The sequence below is a fragment of the Azonexus sp. genome (assembly GCF_030824335.1).
Lineage (GTDB): Bacteria > Pseudomonadota > Gammaproteobacteria > Burkholderiales > Rhodocyclaceae > Azonexus.
Window position 1 is genome coordinate 57,544 of record NZ_JAVBXX010000013.1, and the last position, 20,939, is coordinate 78,482.

General features: G+C 59.6%; 19 protein-coding genes and 1 tRNA gene. 7 read left to right on the forward strand and 13 right to left on the reverse strand.

What is annotated here, in order from left to right; genetic code table 11:
* Positions 1-39 precede the first annotated feature (39 nt).
* The gene (locus RCI20_RS09625) at positions 40-318 is read left to right on the forward strand and encodes a type II toxin-antitoxin system HicA family toxin (RefSeq protein ID WP_306604772.1); all 279 of its coding nucleotides are present in this window, start codon (positions 40-42) and stop codon (positions 316-318) included.
* 42 nt (positions 319-360) lie between these two features.
* Here RCI20_RS09625 and RCI20_RS09630 read toward each other — a convergent pair whose 3' ends face one another.
* Positions 361-1,071: a response regulator transcription factor gene (locus RCI20_RS09630; RefSeq protein WP_306604773.1), complete on the reverse strand. Its 711-nt coding sequence runs from the start codon at positions 1,069-1,071 to the stop codon at positions 361-363.
* A gap of 197 nt (positions 1,072-1,268) precedes the next feature.
* Between RCI20_RS09630 and RCI20_RS09635 the strand changes: the two genes are divergently transcribed.
* Positions 1,269-3,278: a sensor histidine kinase gene (locus RCI20_RS09635; RefSeq protein WP_306604774.1), complete on the forward strand. Its 2,010-nt coding sequence runs from the start codon at positions 1,269-1,271 to the stop codon at positions 3,276-3,278.
* 76 nt (positions 3,279-3,354) lie between these two features.
* On the opposite strand, the gene RCI20_RS09640 is transcribed toward RCI20_RS09635, so the two are convergent.
* The 4 genes from RCI20_RS09640 to RCI20_RS09655 form a co-directional block, all read right to left on the reverse strand.
* The gene (locus tag RCI20_RS09640) at positions 3,355-3,561 is read right to left on the reverse strand and encodes a type II toxin-antitoxin system HicB family antitoxin (RefSeq protein ID WP_306604775.1); all 207 of its coding nucleotides are present in this window, start codon (positions 3,559-3,561) and stop codon (positions 3,355-3,357) included.
* Between the two features lie 90 nt (positions 3,562-3,651).
* On the reverse strand, positions 3,652-4,446 hold the full coding sequence (locus RCI20_RS09645) for an alpha/beta hydrolase (RefSeq protein WP_306604778.1): 795 nt from the start codon (positions 4,444-4,446) through the stop codon (positions 3,652-3,654).
* Positions 4,447-4,558: 112 nt separating this feature from the next.
* A tRNA-Arg gene (locus RCI20_RS09650) sits at positions 4,559-4,635 on the reverse strand.
* A 132-nt stretch (positions 4,636-4,767) separates the two neighbouring features.
* Positions 4,768-5,268, reverse strand: a complete 501-nt coding sequence (locus RCI20_RS09655) for an NlpC/P60 family protein (RefSeq protein WP_306604798.1) — start codon at positions 5,266-5,268, stop codon at positions 4,768-4,770.
* A 62-nt stretch (positions 5,269-5,330) separates the two neighbouring features.
* Between RCI20_RS09655 and RCI20_RS09660 the strand changes: the two genes are divergently transcribed.
* Together RCI20_RS09660 and RCI20_RS09665 are read left to right on the forward strand one after the other, a co-directional pair.
* Positions 5,331-6,782, forward strand: coding sequence for an NAD-dependent succinate-semialdehyde dehydrogenase (locus tag RCI20_RS09660; RefSeq protein ID WP_306604805.1), 1,452 nt, complete (start codon positions 5,331-5,333; stop codon positions 6,780-6,782).
* Entirely contained in the window at positions 6,782-7,456 is a 675-nt protein-coding gene (locus RCI20_RS09665; RefSeq protein ID WP_306604812.1) for a hypothetical protein, read from the forward strand. The genes RCI20_RS09660 and RCI20_RS09665 overlap by 1 nt, the downstream gene beginning before the upstream one ends.
* 21 nt (positions 7,457-7,477) lie before the next feature.
* Here RCI20_RS09665 and RCI20_RS09670 read toward each other — a convergent pair whose 3' ends face one another.
* The 5 genes from RCI20_RS09670 to glnL are packed head-to-tail and all read right to left on the reverse strand — an operon-like array spanning position 7,478 to position 12,592.
* The gene (locus tag RCI20_RS09670; RefSeq protein WP_306604819.1) at positions 7,478-8,488 is read right to left on the reverse strand and encodes an SPFH domain-containing protein; all 1,011 of its coding nucleotides are present in this window, start codon (positions 8,486-8,488) and stop codon (positions 7,478-7,480) included.
* A 31-nt stretch (positions 8,489-8,519) separates the two neighbouring features.
* A complete protein-coding gene (locus RCI20_RS09675) occupies positions 8,520-9,236 on the reverse strand; it encodes a type III pantothenate kinase (RefSeq protein WP_306604825.1) in 717 nt (238 codons plus the stop codon).
* Positions 9,233-10,048, reverse strand: coding sequence for a biotin--[acetyl-CoA-carboxylase] ligase (locus tag RCI20_RS09680; RefSeq protein WP_306604833.1), 816 nt, complete (start codon positions 10,046-10,048; stop codon positions 9,233-9,235). The genes RCI20_RS09675 and RCI20_RS09680 overlap by 4 nt, the downstream gene beginning before the upstream one ends.
* Before the next feature lie 9 nt (positions 10,049-10,057).
* The gene (gene ntrC, locus RCI20_RS09685; protein ID WP_306604840.1) at positions 10,058-11,470 is read right to left on the reverse strand and encodes a nitrogen regulation protein NR(I); all 1,413 of its coding nucleotides are present in this window, start codon (positions 11,468-11,470) and stop codon (positions 10,058-10,060) included.
* 48 nt (positions 11,471-11,518) lie between these two features.
* Positions 11,519-12,592, reverse strand: a complete 1,074-nt coding sequence (gene glnL, locus RCI20_RS09690; RefSeq protein ID WP_306604846.1) for a nitrogen regulation protein NR(II) — start codon at positions 12,590-12,592, stop codon at positions 11,519-11,521.
* Between the two features lie 148 nt (positions 12,593-12,740).
* On the opposite strand from glnL, the gene RCI20_RS09695 reads away from it, so the two are divergent.
* Together RCI20_RS09695 and RCI20_RS09700 are read left to right on the forward strand one after the other, a co-directional pair.
* The gene (locus tag RCI20_RS09695) at positions 12,741-13,838 is read left to right on the forward strand and encodes an efflux RND transporter periplasmic adaptor subunit (RefSeq protein ID WP_306604854.1); all 1,098 of its coding nucleotides are present in this window, start codon (positions 12,741-12,743) and stop codon (positions 13,836-13,838) included.
* A gap of 12 nt (positions 13,839-13,850) precedes the next feature.
* Entirely contained in the window at positions 13,851-17,021 is a 3,171-nt protein-coding gene (locus tag RCI20_RS09700) for an efflux RND transporter permease subunit (RefSeq protein WP_306604856.1), read from the forward strand.
* Between the two features lie 2 nt (positions 17,022-17,023).
* On the opposite strand, the gene RCI20_RS09705 is transcribed toward RCI20_RS09700, so the two are convergent.
* From RCI20_RS09705 to RCI20_RS09715, 3 genes are all read right to left on the reverse strand, one after another.
* A complete protein-coding gene (locus tag RCI20_RS09705; protein ID WP_306604858.1) occupies positions 17,024-17,473 on the reverse strand; it encodes a DUF4124 domain-containing protein in 450 nt (149 codons plus the stop codon).
* 115 nt (positions 17,474-17,588) lie between these two features.
* Positions 17,589-19,004, reverse strand: coding sequence for a type I glutamate--ammonia ligase (gene glnA, locus RCI20_RS09710; RefSeq protein ID WP_306604872.1), 1,416 nt, complete (start codon positions 19,002-19,004; stop codon positions 17,589-17,591).
* A gap of 191 nt (positions 19,005-19,195) precedes the next feature.
* Positions 19,196-20,362 (reverse strand): cation diffusion facilitator family transporter, encoded by a 1,167-nt coding sequence (locus tag RCI20_RS09715; protein WP_306604889.1) that lies wholly within the window; start codon positions 20,360-20,362, stop codon positions 19,196-19,198.
* A 48-nt stretch (positions 20,363-20,410) separates the two neighbouring features.
* Here RCI20_RS09715 and RCI20_RS09720 point away from each other — a divergent pair, with 48 nt between their 5' ends.
* On the forward strand, positions 20,411-20,863 hold the full coding sequence (locus RCI20_RS09720; RefSeq protein WP_306604897.1) for a rhodanese-like domain-containing protein: 453 nt from the start codon (positions 20,411-20,413) through the stop codon (positions 20,861-20,863).
* Positions 20,864-20,939 lie beyond the last annotated feature (76 nt).

Here is a 20,939-nt window from a genome sequence, read left to right on the forward strand (position 1 = left end):
AAGCATAAAATGGCTGTATCCATTTCCGGGAGCTTAGCCATGAGCCACAAGCACGCCCACCTGATGCGCAGCATCTTCGTCGATCCCCTGCCGGCCAATGTTCACTGGCGCGAAATCGAATCCCTGCTCACCCACCTCGGGGCCGATATCCAACCCGGCCACGGTGCACGCTTCAAGGTCACCCTCAACGGTATCGAAGGCATCCTGCACCACCCGCACAACAGCACCACCTGTAGCCGCCAGGACATCAAGGCGGTGCGGGATTACCTGCTGCATGCGGGAATCACACTGGCCGCTTACGAGTCGGCACCATCCTGAACGCACAGCGCGCCAGACTCGCCCAATACGCAGAGGCAACAGTCAATCGGCGATCTGATAACCGCAGCCACGCACCGTCCGCAACGGCAGGAAAACCCCCTGATCGCTGGCTTTCTTGCGCAAACGGCTGATCAGTGCATCGAGGCGATGAAAATCGGACTCGTAAGGGTCTGCACCGATGGCCAGCATCAGGTCTTCACGCACAACCGTTTCTCTGGGATGCGCAAAAAGAGCCTTCAGAAACAGGCTCTCCTGCACGGTCAGCAACATTGAGCGTCCACTCGAGTCGATGAATGACCAACCATCAGCAGAGAGGCGGCTCAAACCGCTAGGCGCATGATTGGGGGGCGGGGCAGAGATTGCATCACTGCCAACGACGCGGCGAGCCAGACTCAGGACCACGGCCTCCAATTCAACAAAATCCACCGGTTTGACCAGATAGACATCGGCGCCTGATTGCAAACCCAGCAAACGATCATCCATGTGACTGCGTGCAGTCAGCATGATGATGCCAATACTGCCCAGTTCGCGCAGACGCGTAGCAATGGAGAATCCATCCTCCCCAGGCAAGCCGATATCCAGAATTGCGATGTCGCAACGCGCCATCAGCAAAGAAGCATATAGCTCCCGCGAGGCGGGGAAGCCACGCACATTGAAACCTGCCTCCTGCAAGGACTCGACAATTTCCTCCCGCAGATCCTCCTCATCCTCGACCACGCAGATTTCCAGTCGCTTGCCTGCCCAGTTCCCCACCGTCCATTCCCCTTTGTTGCCATATACCGAAGCATTACATGAGTGACCGCCTGGCTACACACGAAAGCGGACTCTCCCCTTCGTGGCACAATCCGCGAATGATAGTCGACTCCGCAGATGACCTGAACCCTTCGCTTGCCTCGGCACATGACTCAAGAGGCAAGCCAGGTCGGCAATACCGGATTTTTCGCCATCTCTTGGCACTACTGTTGCTCTGCGTCCTTCAGGTAACGCCCCCCGCCCACGCAACGACCTGCCCACAAACCGGCACCCAGGAAAACAGCCGGATAGCGCACCAGGACATTCAGGGGCAAGCGCTACTGCGAGACCCCGGCGGACGACTGAGCATCGAGGAAATTGTTTCCCCTGCACAGTCTGGCGCATTTATTCCCCTGGCGGGGCAGTTGACCGGAGGATTTACCCGCGACGTCCTGTGGCTTCGCTTCTGCCTGACAGGCGCAGACGATGCACAGCCAAGCAACTGGCTGCGAGTATCTCCAGCCCAATTGGACAAATTGACGCTTTACCTGCCACGCGGCGACAACTACGAAGTTCGCCAGAGTGGCGACAAGCTGCCATTCAGCGAACGGGAATGGCCTTATCGTCTATTTACCTTCTCGATACCACCCGACATCGACAGCAGTCGGCCTGCTTACCTGCGCATTGAAAGTAGCGACCCGAGCAGCCTGCACCTCGACCGCTGGACGGACAGCAGTTTCAAACAAATGCTGGCGCTGGATTACCTGATCTACGGCATCAACGGCGGCACCATCCTGCTACTCAGCGCTTTTGCACTCATTGCCTGGCTGCGACTGCGTGAGTACATCTATCTGCTTTACGGCATCAACGCTTTGGCCAGTGCCATCCTGCTATTGGTCAACGCGGGCTTTGGTAGCCAGTTCCTTTACCCGGCATCGGGCAACATGAACGATCTGGCTCAGAGCTGGCTGACCGGCCCGGTGATTGCCGTGCACTTTTTGTTTTTCACCTACATCTTTGCCATTCGGCGCAACCTTCCCTGGCTTTATCCGGTCATGCTGGCCCTGGCGGCTTCTTACTTTATCTCGGCACCACTCAGCCTCGTACTTGACTGGCATGACATCCGTCACATGCTGAATTTCGCCGGACTGCCGATTGCCGCCCTGGGAATTCCACTGGTTATCTACCTGGGCTGGAAAGACAAGGAACGGCGCTTGTACTCACTCGCCTTCATGCCATGGCTAGGCAATGCGCTGATGCATCACTTGCACCGCAGAAACTGGCTGGACAGCAATTTCCTGCTCGAATACGGCACCGAAACAGCCACACTGGTTCACCTGATCATGTTTCCCGCATTGCTGATTCATCGAACCTGGCGAATCGAGCGCGAAAAAGAGGTGGCATGGACACGGGAAAAGATGAAAGCGCAGCGCATCGAACATGAACTCGAAGAGCGGGTCACGCAACGCACAGCGGAACTGCAAAAAGAAATCCAGACCCGCAGCGTGCTTCAGGAACAACTGGAAGAGGCATTGAATACCGAGCGATCCGGCCTGGCCAGGCAACGCCAGTTGGTCGCCATGCTGTCCCACGAATTCCGGACGCCACTTGCCATCATTGATGCAGCAGCACAACGGCTCGACCGAAACCTGGTGCAACGCGAACCGGAACTGGTCGGCAAAACCAGCAAAATCCGCAAGGCAGTGAGCCGCTTGCTCAACCTGCTGGAAAACTGCCTGGCGGATGAGCGCCTGACCGCCGACGGGGCAAGTTTACGCCTGGAAGAAATTGACGTGCGAGCCTTTATCCAGGAAACCCATGGCGATGATGCACTGGCCGGCGCACGCCGCATCCAGCTGGAACTCCCCGACACCCCGATTCTTTTGCGCTGCGACCGACACTTGTTCGATGTCACGCTGAACAACCTGGTCGATAACGCTCTCAAATACTCGCCCAAAGACCGTCCGGTGCTGATCAGCCTCATGCCGAACCTGATTCCCGGCATGATTGCCATCCGTGTACGCGACTACGGCGAAGGCATTCGTCCCGAGGACCGCGAACGGGTGTTCGACAAATTCATCCGGGCCGACGGCTTGACCGGCATATCCGGTGCCGGTCTCGGCCTGTATCTGGCTCGCGAACTGGCCCGGCGTCACGGCGGAAATGTCGTGCTGGAACCGGCCACACCGGGTGAAGGGGCCTCATTCATCCTGAGCCTGCCCGCTTGAGGTACGAGACCGTAGCCCCCTGAAACGACAAAGCCACCGGTCCGGTGGCTTTGTCGCGATGGCAGGCTATGCGTGCTCAGACCTTGTCAGCATCTGCATCATCCTGCGCCAGGAAATGGTCCAGACGAGCATCGGGATTGGCAAAGTAGCAATCGAGCGCCTCGCGCAAATTGGCGACGGCATCCTCTTTGCTGTAGCCGTCAGTCGTAATATCCAGCTCGATGCAGCGGGCGATAAAGATGCCGTCTTCTTCGTCGACCGTAAAATTCAGTTTGCGTGACATGGATTTAAGTTAAATAAGCCGCAAGAAAATTGGCGGCGAATATACCACCCGCCGGAAGCGCCAACAACAAACACCCGACCGGCAATCAACTCAGTTTTCCGGCACCCATTCCAGAATGTGCTGAGCGACAGTTTGCCAGTTGCTATCGATCGGCAGCATGTGACCGGCCTGCGGCACCCGGATCACATTGGCCTGCCAGGGCAGCGCGACAAAGAACAGATGCGACGGCGGGAAAATCGCATCCGCTTCGCCGCCAATCACCAAAACCGGCAGCTTTTGGCGGCGCGCTAGCGGACGAGTGGCCAACATGGCCATTTCCATCACCGCCTGCTGTGACTCCGGGCCCACTGTAGGTAAAAACGCCAAAACATCGTCGCCCGTCGCATCCGGCGAAAAATAGATTTTCGCCATCAAATCATTGTTTTCCTCGGAGAAGATACCGCTGACCACTTCGTCAAGCGCTGCAAAATAACGGGGAAAACGCATTGCCAGTTGAGCCGCACTGCCCGTCGTCCCGGTCACCGGGACCGGCGCCAGAAACACCGCCGCACGCGCCGAACCCTGTTCCAGGTAACGCTGCGTCGCCAGACAGCCCATCGAATGCGCAACAATCGTCACCGGCTGATCGATGCGGCTAACTGCATGCGCAATATCTTCGGCGTAATCATCGATCCCGAACTCGTCCAGCCGCTCCGCCCCCTCACTCGCCCCGTGCCCTGACAAATCCAGCGAAAAACAGTCGAATCCCTGTTGCCGGAAGAACGGAATAAAGTTGAATTCCCAATAAGAGGAATGCGTGTAGGCACCGTGCACAAAAAGCAAGGCCCCACGCTGTGGCCCATCGACCGCCGGATAGTTGTTGATTTGTATGTGATGACGTTGCATGGAAGCTCATGTCTGATCGTATGAAAAGACACACGATAGCAGCGTAATTTTTCAGGAATGTTCAGGGCAAAAATAAAGCCACCTCAGTGGGTGGCTCTATTTGTCAAATAACTGGCCCGCCCGGCGCGATTCGAACGCACGACCCCTGCCTTCGGAGGGCAGTACTCTATCCAGCTGAGCTACGGGCGGAAAGGCGTGATTCTAACCTCTTGAAGGTACGCCGTCCATGCCGGTTTGCGGCTTATCTTGCGTCGGGCAAAGCCGCGGTGCCGGCAAAGGCGCTGGCTAAGCACAACAACGCCGATCAGACAAACCCGTCTTTCAGTCCAGCAAGGTGCGCGCTGCTTCGAAGCGCTGGGCAAAGTAGCGATTGGTCATTTGCTCGATGCGCACCCGGCCGTTGGTCGACGGCGCATGAACAAAGCGCCCTTCACCAATATAAAGACCGACATGCGAGAAGGAACGATTCATGGTGTTAAAAAAAACCAGATCGCCGGGACGCAATTCATGGCGTTCGACGGGCCGCCCACGCCGGGCGATGTCAGCCGCACTCCCCTGCACCTTGAGACCAGCCGCCTGATCGAAGATGTAGCTGACCATGCCGCTGCAGTCGAGACCGGCTTCCGGATTCTTGCCGCCAAAACGGTAGCCGATATCGATCAATGACATGGCATACATCACCACCTCGGCGGCCTGGCCGCTGACCGCTCGCGGGGCTTGGGTTATAGTTCTCTCGGCCAACGGCGGACGTGGTGCCGGGCTGCCGCAGGCAGCAAGCAACAGAACCGGGAACAGGACAGCGAGCAGCGAGGAACGGCGCATTGGTTAAAGCCATTTCTTGGAAGTAACGATAACTTAACGTTTTTACAGGATTTTTCAAGACCATGAACTTGCAAAACAATGATCTTCTGCGGTCGACCAACCTGATCGATGGAAAGTGGGTCGCTGCCGACAGTGGAAAAACGCTGACCGTCATCGACCCGGCAAGCGGTCAGGCCATCGCCGAAGTGCCGTGCTGCGGGATGGCTGAAACACGCCGCGCCATCGACGCGGCCAATGCCGCCTGGCCGGCCTGGAAAGCACTGACGGCACGGCGTCGGGCGCAATTGCTGCAAGCCTGGAACAAACTGATTCTCGACAATGCCGACGACCTGGCCCGCCTGATCACTGCCGAAGGCGGCAAGCCGCTGGCTGAAGCCAAGGGCGAAGTCATTTACGGCGCGTCCTTTGCCGAATGGTTTGCCGAAGAAGGCAAGCGCACCTACGGCGAAAGCATTCCCAGCCCGGCGGCCAGCACGCGCCTGCTCGTCGTCAAGCAGCCGATCGGCGTCTGCGCCGCAATCACGCCGTGGAACTTCCCGCTTGCCATGATTACCCGCAAGGTTGCTCCGGCGCTGGCAGCGGGTTGTCCGGTCATTGTCAAACCGGCCGAATCGACCCCGCTGACCGCGCTGGCCCTCGCCGTGCTGGCTGAGCAGGCCGGTTTTCCAGCGGGCGTTTTCAACGTCGTCACCGGCAATCCGGCGGAAATTGGCGGCGAACTCTGCGCCAACCCCATCGTCAGAAAGCTGTCGTTTACCGGGTCGACCGCAGTCGGCCGCCTGCTGATGGCCCAATGCGCACCGACAATCAAGAAACTGTCGCTCGAACTCGGCGGGAATGCCCCGTTCATCGTGTTCGACGATGCTGATGTCGATGCTGCGGTCGACGGCGCGATGGCGGCAAAATATCGCAACACCGGCCAGACCTGCGTGTGCGCCAACCGCTTCCTCGTGCAATCCGGCATTTACGAGCAATTTGCCGCCAAGTTCGCCGAAAAAAGCGCCCAGCTGAAAGTCGGGCCGGGCAGCGAGGCCGGCGTCACGCAAGGGCCGCTGATCAATGCCGCCGGTTTGAGCAAGGTCGAATCGCATGTTGCCGATGCACTCGCCAAGGGCGCCCGCGTATTGTGTGGCGGCGCCCGCCACGAACGCGGCGGCAACTTCTTCCAGCCGACGGTACTGGCCGATGTGACGAAAGACATGAAAGTGGCACGCGAGGAAACCTTCGGCCCGCTCGCCCCGCTCTTCCGTTTCGACAGCGAAGCCGAAGCGGTAGCCATGGCCAACGATACCGAATTCGGCCTGGCCGCCTATTTCTTCACGCGCGACATCGGGCGTAGCTGGCGCGTTGGCGAAACGCTGGAATACGGCATGATCGGTGTCAATACCGGCATGATCTCGAACGAAGTCGCCCCGTTCGGCGGCATCAAGCAATCCGGCATCGGCCGCGAGGGATCGAAATACGGCATCGAGGAATATCTCGAGGTCAAATATCTCTGCTTCGACGTGCGCTGATGAAATTCGTCCTGTTTGCCGCATTCCTGCTCTTGCTCTGGCTGGCCTGGCGCAAGTGGCAGCAGGCCGGACGCGCCCGCTTCATCGAAGACTTCGCGCTCGTTGAACGACTGGATCACCGGCTAGCCGCGCGGCGCCCCGAACTGGATGCGGCTCAGCGCGCCCAGGTATTCGATGCCTTACGCGATTATTTCCGGATCTGCAACGCAGCCGGCCGGCGCATGGTCGCGATGCCGTCGCAGGCGGTGGACGATGCCTGGCACGAATTCATTCTGTTTACCCGGCAATACGACAGCTTCTGCCGCCGGGCTTTCGGCCGCTTCCTGCACCATACGCCGGCCGAAGCCATGGCGTCACCGCGGGTTGCCAGCGACAGCATCAAACGCAGTTGGCGACTGGCTTGCGCCCACGAAGGCATCGACCCGAAACAGCCGGCGCGGCTGCCTCGACTGTTTGCCATCGACGCTGCTTTGGGCATCGCCGGTGGTTTCGTTTATCAGCTCGACTGCCGCAGCGGTCACAACAGCGCCAGCGGCAGTGGTTTCTGTGCCAGCCACATCGGCTGCAGCAGCGGCTGCAGTGGCGATACGGGAAGTAGCGGCAACAGCGGAAATACCAGCGATGGAGATGCCGGCGATGGTGGCGGCGGAGGATGCGGCGGTGGCGGCGACTAAGCCGCCCACGCATTACTGCGGTCAACCGAGTTTTTTGAGTAATTCCGCTTTCTTCGCATCGAACTCGGCCTGGGCAAGTATTCCTTTTTCGACCAAGCCGTGCAGCTTTTCCAATGTCGCGACGATTTCATCGGCCGACAAGGTCGCCGCAGCGCCGCCATTACCTGGTGCCAAGGCACTCGCCATCGACTGGCCGACTACCTGACCAAAACCGACCCCGGCGCCCAGACCAACGCCCATCGCGGCCAACCCGCCTTCGTTCTTCGCCGCATCGGGAATGCTGTTGGCGACCTGGAACTGCGTGTACCGCTGCATGTCGCCGATCATGTTCATGCCGATGCGTTGATCGAGCACTTTCTGCAATTCGTCGGGCAGGGAAAAGTTCTGCACGACCAGCGAATCGAGTTGCAGGCCGAATTCGGCAAACAGCGGCGCCGCCTTCTCCCGCATGGCCTGACCCAGTTGATCCTGATTGGCCGCCAGATCAAGGAAGGGAATGGCCGAACTGGCAAACAGATCGCTCAGGCCGGCAACCAGACTATTGCGCAACTGGCCTTCGAGTTCCTCGCGCCCATAACGCTCACGCGTCCCGGACACCTTGCGATAGAAAATCTTCGGGTCAACGAGGTGCCAGGCATAAATACCGAAAGCGCGCAGGCGTACCGCGCCGAAATCCTTGTCGCGAATGACGATGGGCGTCGGCGTGCCCCATTTCTGATCGAGTTGCTGGCGCGTCGAGTAGAAATAAACGTCGCTCTTGAACGGCGAATCGAACAGCTTGTCCCAATTTTTCAGGTTGGTCAGCAGCGGCAAGGTATTGGTCGTCAGCCGGTAGCGGCCGGGTTCAAAGACGTCGGCAATTTGACCTTCGTCGACGAACAGCGCCAGCTGCGACTCGCGTACCGTCAGGCTCGCGCCATTCTGGATTTCCATGTCCTGCATGGGATAGCGCCAGGCCAGCGTACCGTCATCCTCTTCGGTCCACGCCACAACATCGATGAACTGCTTCTTGATGAAATCCATCAGGGACATGCGTTTCTCCTTGGCGACGACTTGCTTGGATTCAGGTTTGACGAGCCATTTCCTTCAACCCGTACAGCGGCAGATTCTCCATCTGTACAGCCGGCATGGCAAGGTGCTGCGCCAGCATGGGCGCGTTGCCGCCGGACAGCAGGCAATGCCGTTCGCCAATCGGCAAGCGCTGCCAGGCCCGCTCGATGGCACCGGCCTGGGCCTCGATGGCACCGCTGACGATGGCGTCCTCGGTATTGCGCGGCAAGCCGGCATATTGCCCGTCGGCGAAAGGCAGCGCGGCGGTATCGCGGGCCAGTGCCGACAACATCAGGTGCTGGCCGGGCAAGATGAAACCGCCGAGGAAATTGCCCCCGGCATCCAGCGTATCGATCGTCGTCGCTGTTCCCGCCATGACCACCAACAGCGCGCCAGCATAAAGACTGCGCGCACCGATCAAGGCGCACCAGCGGTCAACGCCCAGCCGTTCGGGATATTGGTAATGACTACGCACCCCGCACGCAGCGGCCGAACTGCGCACGACCTCGATGGATTCGGCCCAGGCTGCCAGTCCCTGGCGAATATTGGCCTCGGCGGCGGGGCCGGCCACATTGGCCAGCATGATGCGCGTCGGCGTCGACCAGCGGGCAACCAACTGCCCAAGCGCCGGCCAGTCAGCATGCACCAGTGCACCGCTGTCCAACCAAACACCGTCGGCCCAAAGACCATACTTGATGCGGCTATTGCCGCTGTCCAGACAGAGAATCATGCGGCACGCAGACTGAGGTCGCCGGCCAGTATGCGTTCGATGCCCACCGACGTTTCGAGCAGCAGCGCGCCATCGTCATCGACCCCGCGACAAATGCCGCTGCGGCTGTGCTCGCCATCGGCCAGCAGATGCACCGGATGATCCTGCCAGGCATGCCGGGACTGCCATTCGTTTTTCAGGCCGGCAAAGCCGTTGACCGCAAAAGTATCGAGTACCTCGATCAAGGCCAGCAAAATCGCCGCCAACACGGCATGACGATCGACCGGACCGGCCAGCGTCTGATCCAGACCGGCCGCCGCTTGCGCTAATTCAGCTTCCGGCGTTTGCAAATTCAGACCGATACCGATGCACACCTGGACGCCACGCCGGTCACTCGACAGTTCAATCAATATCCCGGCCAGTTTGGCGAACTTGTCGCCAAGTTGTGCCGAATTCACGCGGTCATTCTCGAACAAAACGTCGTTCGGCCATTTGAGACGCACACCGCGGGCCCCCAGACTTTCCAGCCCGCGCGCCACAGCCACGCCAACCGCCAGCGACAAGCCGGACAAACCGGCAGCGCTGCCCGGAATACGCCACAACAGGGAAAAAGTCAGACTCGATGCCGGCCCGGAAAGCCATTGCCGACCGCGCCGGCCACGCCCGGCACTTTGCTCGTCGGCGACAATCACCGTGCCCGACGGCGCGCCCCGCTCGGCCCGACGCAACAATTCGCTGCTGGTCGAATCACAGGCAGCGAGGGCATCAACATCAAAACGCCCGGCCTGGGTTCCCAGCCGGGTCTTGAGCAAGACAGGATCGATCAGAGGCATCGCGAGATTCTACTCTCCCGCTGCCTCCTTGCCGCCATCGATCCCCAGATCGGCGATCTTGCGCGTGATGGTATTGCGCCCGATACCCAATGCCTGCGCCGCCTCGATCCGCCGGCCGCCGGTATGGGCCAGGGCACGCGAAATCAGGATGCGCTCGAAGGTCTGCGACAACACGCCATGCACATCGGGCACGCCGCGCGCCAGCAGGCGGTCAACCTCGCCTTCGAGGGATTTTTCCCAGTCGCCGGCCAGCATTTGCGGTGGCGCTTCGCGCAATTCGCTAGGCAGATCGCCGATTTCCACCTGCTGCCCCGGCGCCATGACGGTCAGCCAGTGGCACAGGTTTTCCAGTTGCCGGACATTGCCCTGAAAGTCCAGACCGCACAAATATTTCAATGCCGGCTCGGACAGGCGCTTGGTTTCGACACCCAGTTCGCGGGCACTTTTTTGCAGGAAATGCCGGGTCAGCAGTGGCACGTCCTCGCGCCGCTCGCGCAGCGACGGCAGACGGATGCGAATCACGTTCAGACGATGGAACAGGTCTTCCCGGAACAAACCATCCTTGACCCGGCTTTCCAGATTCTGGTGCGTTGCGGCAATCACCCGGACATTGGCCTTGATCGGCGAATGGCCGCCGACTCGATAGAAGTGGCCGTCGGACAGCACGCGCAGCAAACGAGTCTGCAACTCGGACGGCATGTCGCCGATTTCGTCGAGGAACAGCGTACCGCCCTCGGCCTGTTCGAAGCGGCCGCGCCGCTGCGCCTGGGCACCGGTAAAGGCGCCGCGTTCGTGGCCGAACAGTTCGGACTCCAGCAAATCCTTCGGAATGGCTGCCGTGTTGATCGCCACAAAAGGCCGCTCAGCGCGCGGGCTGTGTCGGTGCAGGGCACGGGCGACCAGTTCCTTGCCGGAACCGGACTCCCCGGTAATTAGCACGGTGGCATGCGACAGCGCGAGCCGGCCGATGGCACGAAACACTTCCTGCATGGCTGGCGCTTGCCCGAGAATCTCCGGCACCAGCCCCTCTTCCTCAGCCGCACCGATCTGGTGCATCGACTCGTCAATCGCTCGACGGATCAATTCCAGTGCCTGATCGACATCAAACGGTTTGGGCAGATATTCGAACGCACCGCCTTGAAACGCCGCGACCGCGCTTTCCAGATCGGAATAGGCGGTCATGATGATGACCGGCACACCCGGATGGCGGGTCTTCACTTCCTGCAGCAACTCCAGTCCCGACTGGCCAGGCATGCGGATATCGGACACCAGCACCTGCGGCGGCTCGCCGCCGGCCTCCAGACAGGCAATGGCTTCGCTGGCCGAGGCATAGCTTTCGAAGGCAATACCTTCACGGGACAACGTCTTTTCCAGCACCCAGCGTATCGAACGATCATCGTCCACAATCCAGACCGGTTTCATCGTGATTTGTCTCTTTCTATCTGCATATTACGCAAGTAAAAGCAAAAGTCAGACCGGCTCAACCGGCAGGCGCAGCGTAAATACCGTTTGCCCCGGTCGACTCTGGCAATCGATGCTGCCGTGATGGTGCTGAATGAAGTTCTGGGCGATGGTCAGACCTAGCCCGTTACCGCCCTCACGACCGGAAACCAGCGGGTAGAACATGCGCTCACGAATGACTTCCGGGATCCCTGGGCCGTTATCGATGACCTTGATTTCCATGGCCAGGCGATAGCGCTTCTTGGCCAACGTGACCTGCCGCAAGGCACGCGTCCGCAGGATGATTTCACCCTGCCCGGCCATCGCTTGCGCTGCATTGCGCCCGATATTCAGGACCGCCTGGATGAGTTGTTCGCGATCCCCGACCAGCTCCGGCAGGCTGGTGTCGTAATCGCGTTGTACATGCAGGCCTTCGGAAAATTCGGCGGTCAGCAAGCTGCGCACGCGCTCGAGAATTTCATGGATATTGACCGTTGCCGGCAGCATCGCCCGATGCGGCGTGAGCAGTCGCTGCATCAAATCCTGCAGGCGATCCGCCTCCTTTATGATGACCTGGGTATATTCCTTCAGTGACGGCGCATTGGACAGACCGGCGAGCTCATGCTCGAGCAATTGCGCTGCACCGCGAATTCCACCCAGCGGATTCTTGATTTCGTGCGCCAGATTGCGGATCAATTCACGATTTGCCTGCTGCTGCTCAAGCAATCGCTCTTCACGCGTTGCTGCCAGATGATGGTCGATCGGCTGCAATTCGAGCAGCAGGCGCATGCCGGCCGCGATATCCGGACGTAGCGGGGTCACCGTGCAGTTCAGATGCAGCATCTCGCCATCCGCCCGCCCTAGTGCGATGTTTTGCCCGGTATAACCCCAGTTGTTGTGCAGCCCGTTATCAATGGCCGACTGCAGGGTTGATGAGCACTTGCAGACCTCACCCAATCGGCGGCCCAGAACGGCCCGACTACTCACGGCGAGCAGGTTTTCCCCGGCCGGGTTGAGGTAGCGGATATTTTGTCCGTCATCGATCAACAGGACTGCGGAAGCCAGCAAATCCAGCCCGGCAAAATTGGCATGTGTCACGTTCATGATGCTATTTCTGCAATAACTGCCGCGAACTGCCGGGCCTCGGAACAGGAAGCACCACCTATCCTGAAGGCATTACCCCTCCAAGACATTGCTTGCTTTAATGACCAAGCACTCACTATCATCCAAAGACTCCTTTTGACCTAACCCCATGCGCCCCGCCGAACGTTTTTTCCTACCCCTGCTGTTTGCCGCCCTGGGTTTACTGCCGGGCTGCAACCGAGACACAACGCCCACGGACATCAACCGCACCGTTTTAGTGCATGTTGCCACAGACGCACCATCGAAGGGCAGCGTCTTTACCGGGGAGGTGCGTGCCAGACACGAAGTAGAACTGGCTTTCCGCGTGGGTGGAAAAATTGTCGCCCGATTGGCGGATACCGGTAGCGAAATCCGTGCCGGCCAACCGCTGGCCCGCCTTGACCCAACGGACCTTCAGTTGGCCGCCAGCGCAACCGCCGCACAATTGAGCGCAGCAGAAAGCGAAGTCGCCACCAGTGCAGCCGAACGTGAACGCTACGCCGACCTGCTGAGCAAGAAATTCGTCAGCCAAGCTGCCTACGACGCCCGTCTGCATGCCTTCAACAGTGCCCGCGCCCGCCTTGAACAGGCGCAGGCGCAACGCCGCATCAGCAGCAACCAGGCCGACTACGGCACCTTGAGCAGCGAATTCCCTGCCGTGATCAGCGCGGTTCTGGCCGATGCCGGACAGGTTGTCGCCGCCGGACAAGCCGTTTTCCGGGTCGCCCGCCCGGAAGAAAAGGAAATCCAGATTGCCGTCCCGGAAAGCCGGATCGACGAAATCCGGGCGGTGCAGAATTTTGCGGTCCACCTGTGGGCCGATCCGAAAACCATCATCGCCGGCCGCTTGCGTGAATTGGGTGCGGTGGCCGATGCGCAGACACGCACCTATCCGGCCCGCATCCGTCTGATCGATCCTCCACCCCAGGTGCGCCTGGGCATGACCGCCCGTGTCATGCCGGAGAGCACAGACAAGCCGACCCAGGCATTACCGCTGATTCCGCTGGCCGCACTTGGCGACCAGGGCAAAGGGCCGTTCGTCTGGGTGGTCAAGGCAGGCAAACTGGAGCGACGAGCGGTTCGCGTCGGCGAATTCAGGGAAGACGGCGTCAGCATTGCCGAGGGCCTGCAGGCGGGCGAGTCCGTCGTCGTTGCCGGGATTTCCCACCTCGCTGATGGCCAGGCCGTCATCGCCAAAATCGCGCCCGCGCCGGCTGCCCAGCGATAAAGGAACCCTGCAGTGAGTCAGCGCTTCAACTTGTCCGACTGGACCTTGCATCACCGCACGCTGGTCGGTTACTTCATGTTTGCCCTGGCCCTGTTGGGTATTGTTGCTTACGGCAAATTGGGGCAGGCAGAAGATCCGCCCTTTACCTTCAAGGTGATGGTGATCCGCACCCTCTGGCCGGGCGCCACAGCGCAACAGGTGGAGCAGCAACTGACCGACCGGATCGAGAAAAAGCTGCAGGAGCTGCCTTCCCTTGATCGCTTGATCAGCTACTCGCGAACCGGCGAATCGACCGTCATGTTTTTCACCCGGGAAGCCATCCGCTCAAAGCAAATGCCCGAGGTGTTCTACCAGGTCCGCAAGAAGATCGGAGATATTCGCCACACGCTGCCTAACGGCATTCAAGGACCGTTTTTTAACGATGAGTTCGGCGACGTTTTTGGCAATATTTATGCGTTGACCGGAGAAGGCCTGAACGATGCGCAATTGAAGGATCAGGCCGAACGCCTGCGCGACGAACTGTTGCGCGTCAGCAATGTCGGCAAGGTGGAGATATTCGGCATTCAGGACGAAAAGATTTTCGTCGAGTTGTCCAATGCAAAACTGGCCACGCTAGGTATCGATTTTGCCGCGATCACCCAGGCGCTGGCGCAGCAAAATGCCATGGCCGGCGCCGGCTTTTTCGAACTGGAAGAGGAACGCATCCAGATTCGACCGGGCGGTGCTTTCACCAGCGAGCAAAGCATCGCCGACACGCTGATCCGGGCCAATGGGCGCAGCTTCCGCTTGGGCGACATCGCCACCGTGAAACGCGGCACCAGCGACCCAGCGGGCGTGCGCGTGCGCTATGCCAACCAGCCGGCACTGGCCATCGGCGTGGTCATGGCACCGGGCGGCGACATCATCACCCTTGGCCAGGCATTGGAGCAGCGCCTGAACGAACTGCGGCCGAAGCTGCCGGTCGGCGTCGAAATCAACGAGGCAGTCAGCCAACCGATTGCCGTCAAGCGCTCGATTCAAGCATTCGTGATGGCATTGAGCGAGGCCGTCATCGTCGTCCTGCTGGTCACCTTCATCAGCCTCGGCTTGCGCACCGGGCTGGTCGTGGCGATTTCCATTCCACTGGTGCTGGCCGCGACCTTCCTTGCCATGCACCTGCTCGGCGTCGGTTTGCACAAGGTTTCGCTCGGCGCCCTGATCCTGGCGCTCGGCCTGCTGGTCGACGATGCGATCATTGCGGTCGAAATGATGTGGGTCAAGATGGAGCAAGGCTGGGAACGCACACGCGCCGCCTCCTTCGCCTACACCAGCACTGCCGGCCCGATGCTATCCGGCACGCTGGTCACGGTCGCCGGTTTCATTCCCATCGCACTGGCCCAATCATCGACAGGCGAATACGCTTTTGCCTTTTTCCAGATCAATGCGATTGCCTTGATCATTTCGTGGCTGGCCGCCGTCATCGCCATTCCGTGGCTGGGCTACAAATTGCTGCCCAACCCACAAATTGTCCACGAACCTGGCACGATCGGCAAACGCTGGCCGATACTCGCCCGACTGGGGCAACGACTTGGTGTTTACGGACCCAATCAGGCGGCGGACCACGACGTCTACGGCACTGCGTTCTACCAACGCTTCCGGGTTCTGGTCGGATTCTGCGTCAGGTATCGCTGGTGGGTTATCGGTGGCACCCTGGCGCTGTTCGCGCTTTCCATGGCAGGCATGGGCCAGGTACAGAAACAGTTTTTCCCCAACTCAACCCGCCTCGAACTGAATATTGAACTGCGCCTGCAGGAAGGCGCTTCGCTACCGGCCGCCGAACAGGCAGTCAAAACACTGGAGCAATGGCTGGAGCAAGACAGGGAACAGCACGACGACTTTGCACAGTATATCGCCTGGATCGGCAGCGGCGCCCCTCGCTACTTCCTGGCACTGGACCAGCAATTGCCGGCCAGCAATGTCGGCCAGTTCATCATTTCGACACGCAGTGTCGAAGCGCGTGAAGCCTTGCGCGGTCGACTGATCGAATATTACAAAAACGACCCGTCCGGCGTACGCGCCAACATCGCCCGCATCGAAAATGGCCCACCAGTTGGCTACCCGGTGCAATACCGGGTGTCCGGCGAAGACATTGGCACATTGCGCGAGATTGCCGAGGAAGTTGCCGCATTGATGCGTCAGGAAACAACGCTTTCCAATATCAATTTCGACTGGTACGAGCTGTCAAAATCCATCGCCATCGAGATCGACCAAGATAAGGCAAGACTGCTCGGTGTCTCCAGTCAGGATATTGCCAATCTACTCGGCATGTCGTTGCAAGGCTATACCGTCACCAATCTGCGCGAAGGCAGCAAGCAGATCGATATCGTTTTGCGCGGCAGCACAGAAGAGCGTAGCCGGCTCTCCGCCCTGCCCAGCCTGATGTTGCCGAGCAGCAGCGGCAAGAGCGTGCCGCTCAGCCAGGTGGCAAGGATCAAACCCGCATTCGAACCCGGCCTGATCTGGCGTCGTGACCGCTTACCCACCATCACGGTGCGCGCCAACCTGTACGGCGACACACAACCGGCAACGGCAGCCAGCCACCTGCAGCCTGCGATGGCCGCCCTGCAGGCCCGACTACCGGCCGGCTACAAGGTAAGCACCGGCGGCTCGGTGGAAGAATCAAGCAAAGGCGCTGGTTCGGTGATGGCAGGCATTCCGCTATTCATCCTCGCAGTAATCACCATCCTGATGATTCAGTTGCAGAGCGTCTCACGCGTCATCATGGTCTTGCTGACCGCACCGCTCGGCATTATCGGTATCGTGCTGTTCCTGCTGCTATTCAACAAACCTTTCGGTTTCATGGCGTTACTGGGCACCATCGCGCTGTTCGGCATGATCATGCGCAACTCTGTCATCCTGGTCGACCAGATCGAACAGGATCTGGCAGGCGGCCGGGCGCGCAGCGAAGCAATCATCGAAGCCACGGTGCGTCGCTTGCGACCCATCGTTCTGACCGCAGCGGCAGCCGTTCTGGCGATGATCCCGCTATCACGCAACGATTTCTTCGGCCCGATGGCGATTGCCATCATGGGTGGCTTGATCGTAGCCACTGCGCTGACCCTGTTTTTCCTGCCGGCACTCTATGCGGCATGGCACAAAGTCGGCGCGCTGGATCACAGCCCCATGCCAGCAACTCGCCCCTGACGTTAGCGCAGATTAGTCAGCTCTTTCTGTATTGCCTGGATATTGCGCTCAAACTGGGCGACCCGATCGCGGTAAGAAGCAGTCCGCTCCACCGAACCTGGACGCATCGCTTCCTGCTCGGCAAGCTCCTTGCGCGCCTGATCGAGATTGCGCTGCTCACCGGCCAGCTCTTGTTCAAGGATATGGCGCCGATCATTGTCACGCGCCTTCTGCGCACCTTCCTGGACGCGGGGAAAGCCCGCTGGCGTCGGGTTGGCCGAAGCCTTGGCCGCAGGCGCACGGGGCGCCGGAATGACGGCATGCTCTTCACTGACAATCGCCTGGCAATTCTTGTTTACGCGACTGTTTGAAATCAGGACGCCGCCAGCGGCATCCGTACATTTGTAAATTGTCTGGGCGGCTAGCGTCAACGGCGTGAGCGCAATGCACAGGATAAGCAGCTTACGTGTCATCGTCATCGTTCCTCTTTGGCTCCCGAGTCTACCGGACTTAAGGACTGACGCAGAAAAAAAGAAACAAAAAAAGGGCGAGGAATCCCTCGCCCTTGCTGAGCTGAGCGCCGGAGGCTTAGCAGCTGTAGTACAGATCGAACTCGACCGGGTGGGTCGTCATGCGAACCTTGTTTACTTCATCCATCTTCAGGGCGATGAAGGCATCGATCCAGTCGTTGGAGAAGACGCCACCACGGGTCAGGAACTCGCGATCCTTGTCCAGGTTTTCCAGGGCTTCCTCGAGCGACGCGCAGACGGTCGGGATCTTTGCATCTTCTTCCGGCGGCAGGTCGTACAGGTTCTTGTCAGCCGGATCGCCCGGGTGGATCTTGTTCTGGATACCGTCCAGACCAGCCATCAACAGCGCGGCGAAGCACAGGTACGGATTGGCGATCGGATCCGGGAAGCGGGTTTCGATACGACGAGCCTTGGTCGAGGCAACGAACGGGATACGGATCGAAGCCGAACGGTTCTTGGCCGAGTAAGCCAGTTTGACCGGTGCTTCGTAATGCGGGACCAGACGCTTGTAGGAGTTGGTACCCGGATTGGTGATCGCGTTCAGCGCCTTGGCGTGCTTGATGATGCCGCCAATGTAGTACAGGGCGGTTTCGGACAGGCCGGCGTACTGGTCGCCGGCGAACAGGTTCTTGCCGTCTTTCCAGATCGACTGGTGCACGTGCATGCCGGAACCGTTGTCACCAACGATGGGCTTCGGCATGAAGGTAGCGGTCTTGCCGTACTGGTGGGCCACATTGTGCACCACGTACTTCAGCATCTGGGTCTGGTCGGCACGCTTGACCAGCGTGTTGAACACGGTACCGATTTCGCACTGGCCGGCATTGGCTACTTCGTGGTGATGCACTTCAACCGGGCAACCGATGGCTTCCAGGGTCAGGACCATGGCAGAACGGATGTCGTGCAGGCTGTCGACCGGCGGAACCGGGAAATAGCCGCCCTTGACCGTCGGACGATGGCCGGTAGCACCATTGCCGTCGCTCTTCTCACCGGAGCCCCAAGCCGCTTCAGCGGAATGGATCTTCAGCGAGCAACCGGACATGTCGACAGACCATTCGACGCCATCGAAAATGAAGAATTCAGGTTCCGGACCGAAGTAGGCGGTGTCGCCAATACCGGAGGCCTTCAGATAGGCTTCGGCGCGCTTGGCGATGGAACGCGGGTCGCGGTCGTAACCACGGCCGTCAGCCGGATCAACGACGTCACAGGTCAGGACGACGGTGGTTTCGTCGTAGAACGGATCGATATAGGCAGTTGCCGGATCCGGGTTCAACTGCATGTCGGAAGCTTGGATACCTTTCCAGCCGGCGATGGACGAACCGTCGAAAGCGTGACCGTTTTCGAACTTGTCTTCGCTAAAGGCGGAAACCGGCACGGTGACGTGCTGTTCCTTGCCACGGGTATCGGTGAAGCGGAAATCGACGAACTTTGCGTCATTTTCCTTGATCAGCTTGATCACGTCTTGCGGGGTTGCCATAAGCGTTAGTCTCCTAAGAAAGCAGCTAGCCGGCGATACCGGCGATAACCAAAAAAATCACAACGAGCGGAAGTGAGCAGAAAGCATGCCAAGGCCGGCTCGAGTAATTCGATATTGTGCCACAAGGGCTTGGCCGTGCAGGCTCGAAAACAAATGCACCAAAACAATGCCGCCACACACGCACGGCACCACTATGGTGCATTAAAGCAATTCAAGCGCAGAGTGCACACCATCGGCAACTCGCGCAGACGCGTCGCAAGCAGTGACTCAGCCTGTCGCATGGCTTCAGCACTGGCAAAACAGGACTGCTCGAAATAGAGATCAACTTCAATCCGGCCCTTCAGATAATGCAAAACCACCTTTTCCGGTGCTGGCAGGCCGACAAGCAGTGGTACGAGCATGGGCAGCAGCGCCTCGCGACCGGGCAGACGCAGCGCCCCGACATCCGGGTCGACATCATCCTCGGGATCGATATGCACCAGCACATCAAGCACTTCGGCGTGTTCACGCAACACCCGGGCACGCGCCGACTCGGCAATGCGATGCCCTTCCGACACGCTGATCCGCGGACTGACCTGGACATGGGCATCAACCAGCACCTGATGCGCCATGCGCCGCGTCCGCAATTCATGCAGACCAAGGACCCCCGGCGTGGCCCGCAGCGTCGCCCGGATAGCCTCAACCTGCGTTTCTTCCAGCCCGGTATCGATCAACTCCTTGATCGCCCCCCAGGCCAGGCTCGCCCCCATGCGCAGGATCATGAACCCCATCAAAACCGCAGCAAGCAGGTCAAGAAAGCCCCAGCCCAGCAAGGCACCGCCAATACCAACCACGACCACCAGCGCGGATGCTGCGTCAGCCCGCGTATGCAGGGCATTTGCGGTCAACAGTTGGGAACGCTGCTTTTCCGCCACACGGATCAAGTAGCGATACAAACCTTCTTTGGCGACCACTGTCAGCACGGCAATCCAGAATGCCATCATTTCGATGACGGGCAAGCTTTCGCTATGCTGCAGACGCAAACCGGAATCCCAGAGGATGCCCGCACCAATGAGAACCAGCGAAATTCCCAGCGCCAGCGTCGCTGCCGTTTCAACGCGACCATGACCATACGGGTGCGCCCGATCGGCCGGCAAGGCACTCTGCCGACTGGCCCAGATGACCAGAAAGTCGGACAACAGATCGGAAAAGGAATGCAAACCATGGGCGATCAAAGACTGGGAATGAGCCAGCCAACCGACCACCAACTGGGCAACAGTCAGTGCCAGATTGACGACCACACTGACCCAGGTTGCCTTTTGTGCCTCGGCAGCGCGGTCGACCGCAGAAGCTTGCGGTGCTTGATGTCCGTCTCTCATGTACTCTGTCCTATACTGTAGCCCCCTCGATTCTAGCAGCGAACCATCATGGGCAAACTCGCAGAAATCCTCGCCATTGCGCGGACCCGCGCCGCAGGGCTGGAACGCCCGTACCAAGGCGAACTGACGCCACAGGAAGCGTTCGACCTGTGGCAACTCGCCCCCGGCGCCAAACTGGTCGACGTCCGTACACGTGCCGAATGGGACTGGGTCGGCCGCATTCCCGACGCGGTCGAAATCGAATGGAACCAGTACCCCGGCGGCGTGCGCAACCCGCACTTCCTGGCCGAACTGAAACGCCAGGTCGATCCGGAAGCGCTGGTCATGTTCGTCTGCCGCAGTGGCGTTCGCTCCATTGGCGCGGCCGTCGTGGCCAGCGAAAATGGCTACAACAACTGTTACAACGTGCTCGAAGGTTTCGAGGGCGACAAAGATGCAAATGGTCAGCGCAACCGCATTGGCGGCTGGCGCAAGACAGGCCTGCCTTGGCACCAGGGCTAAAAAAGCAGGAAAATTGCGGTCGACCGTGGAATCCCCCCATTTTCCAATGGTCGCAAAAATCAGGAATTTTCGAGAA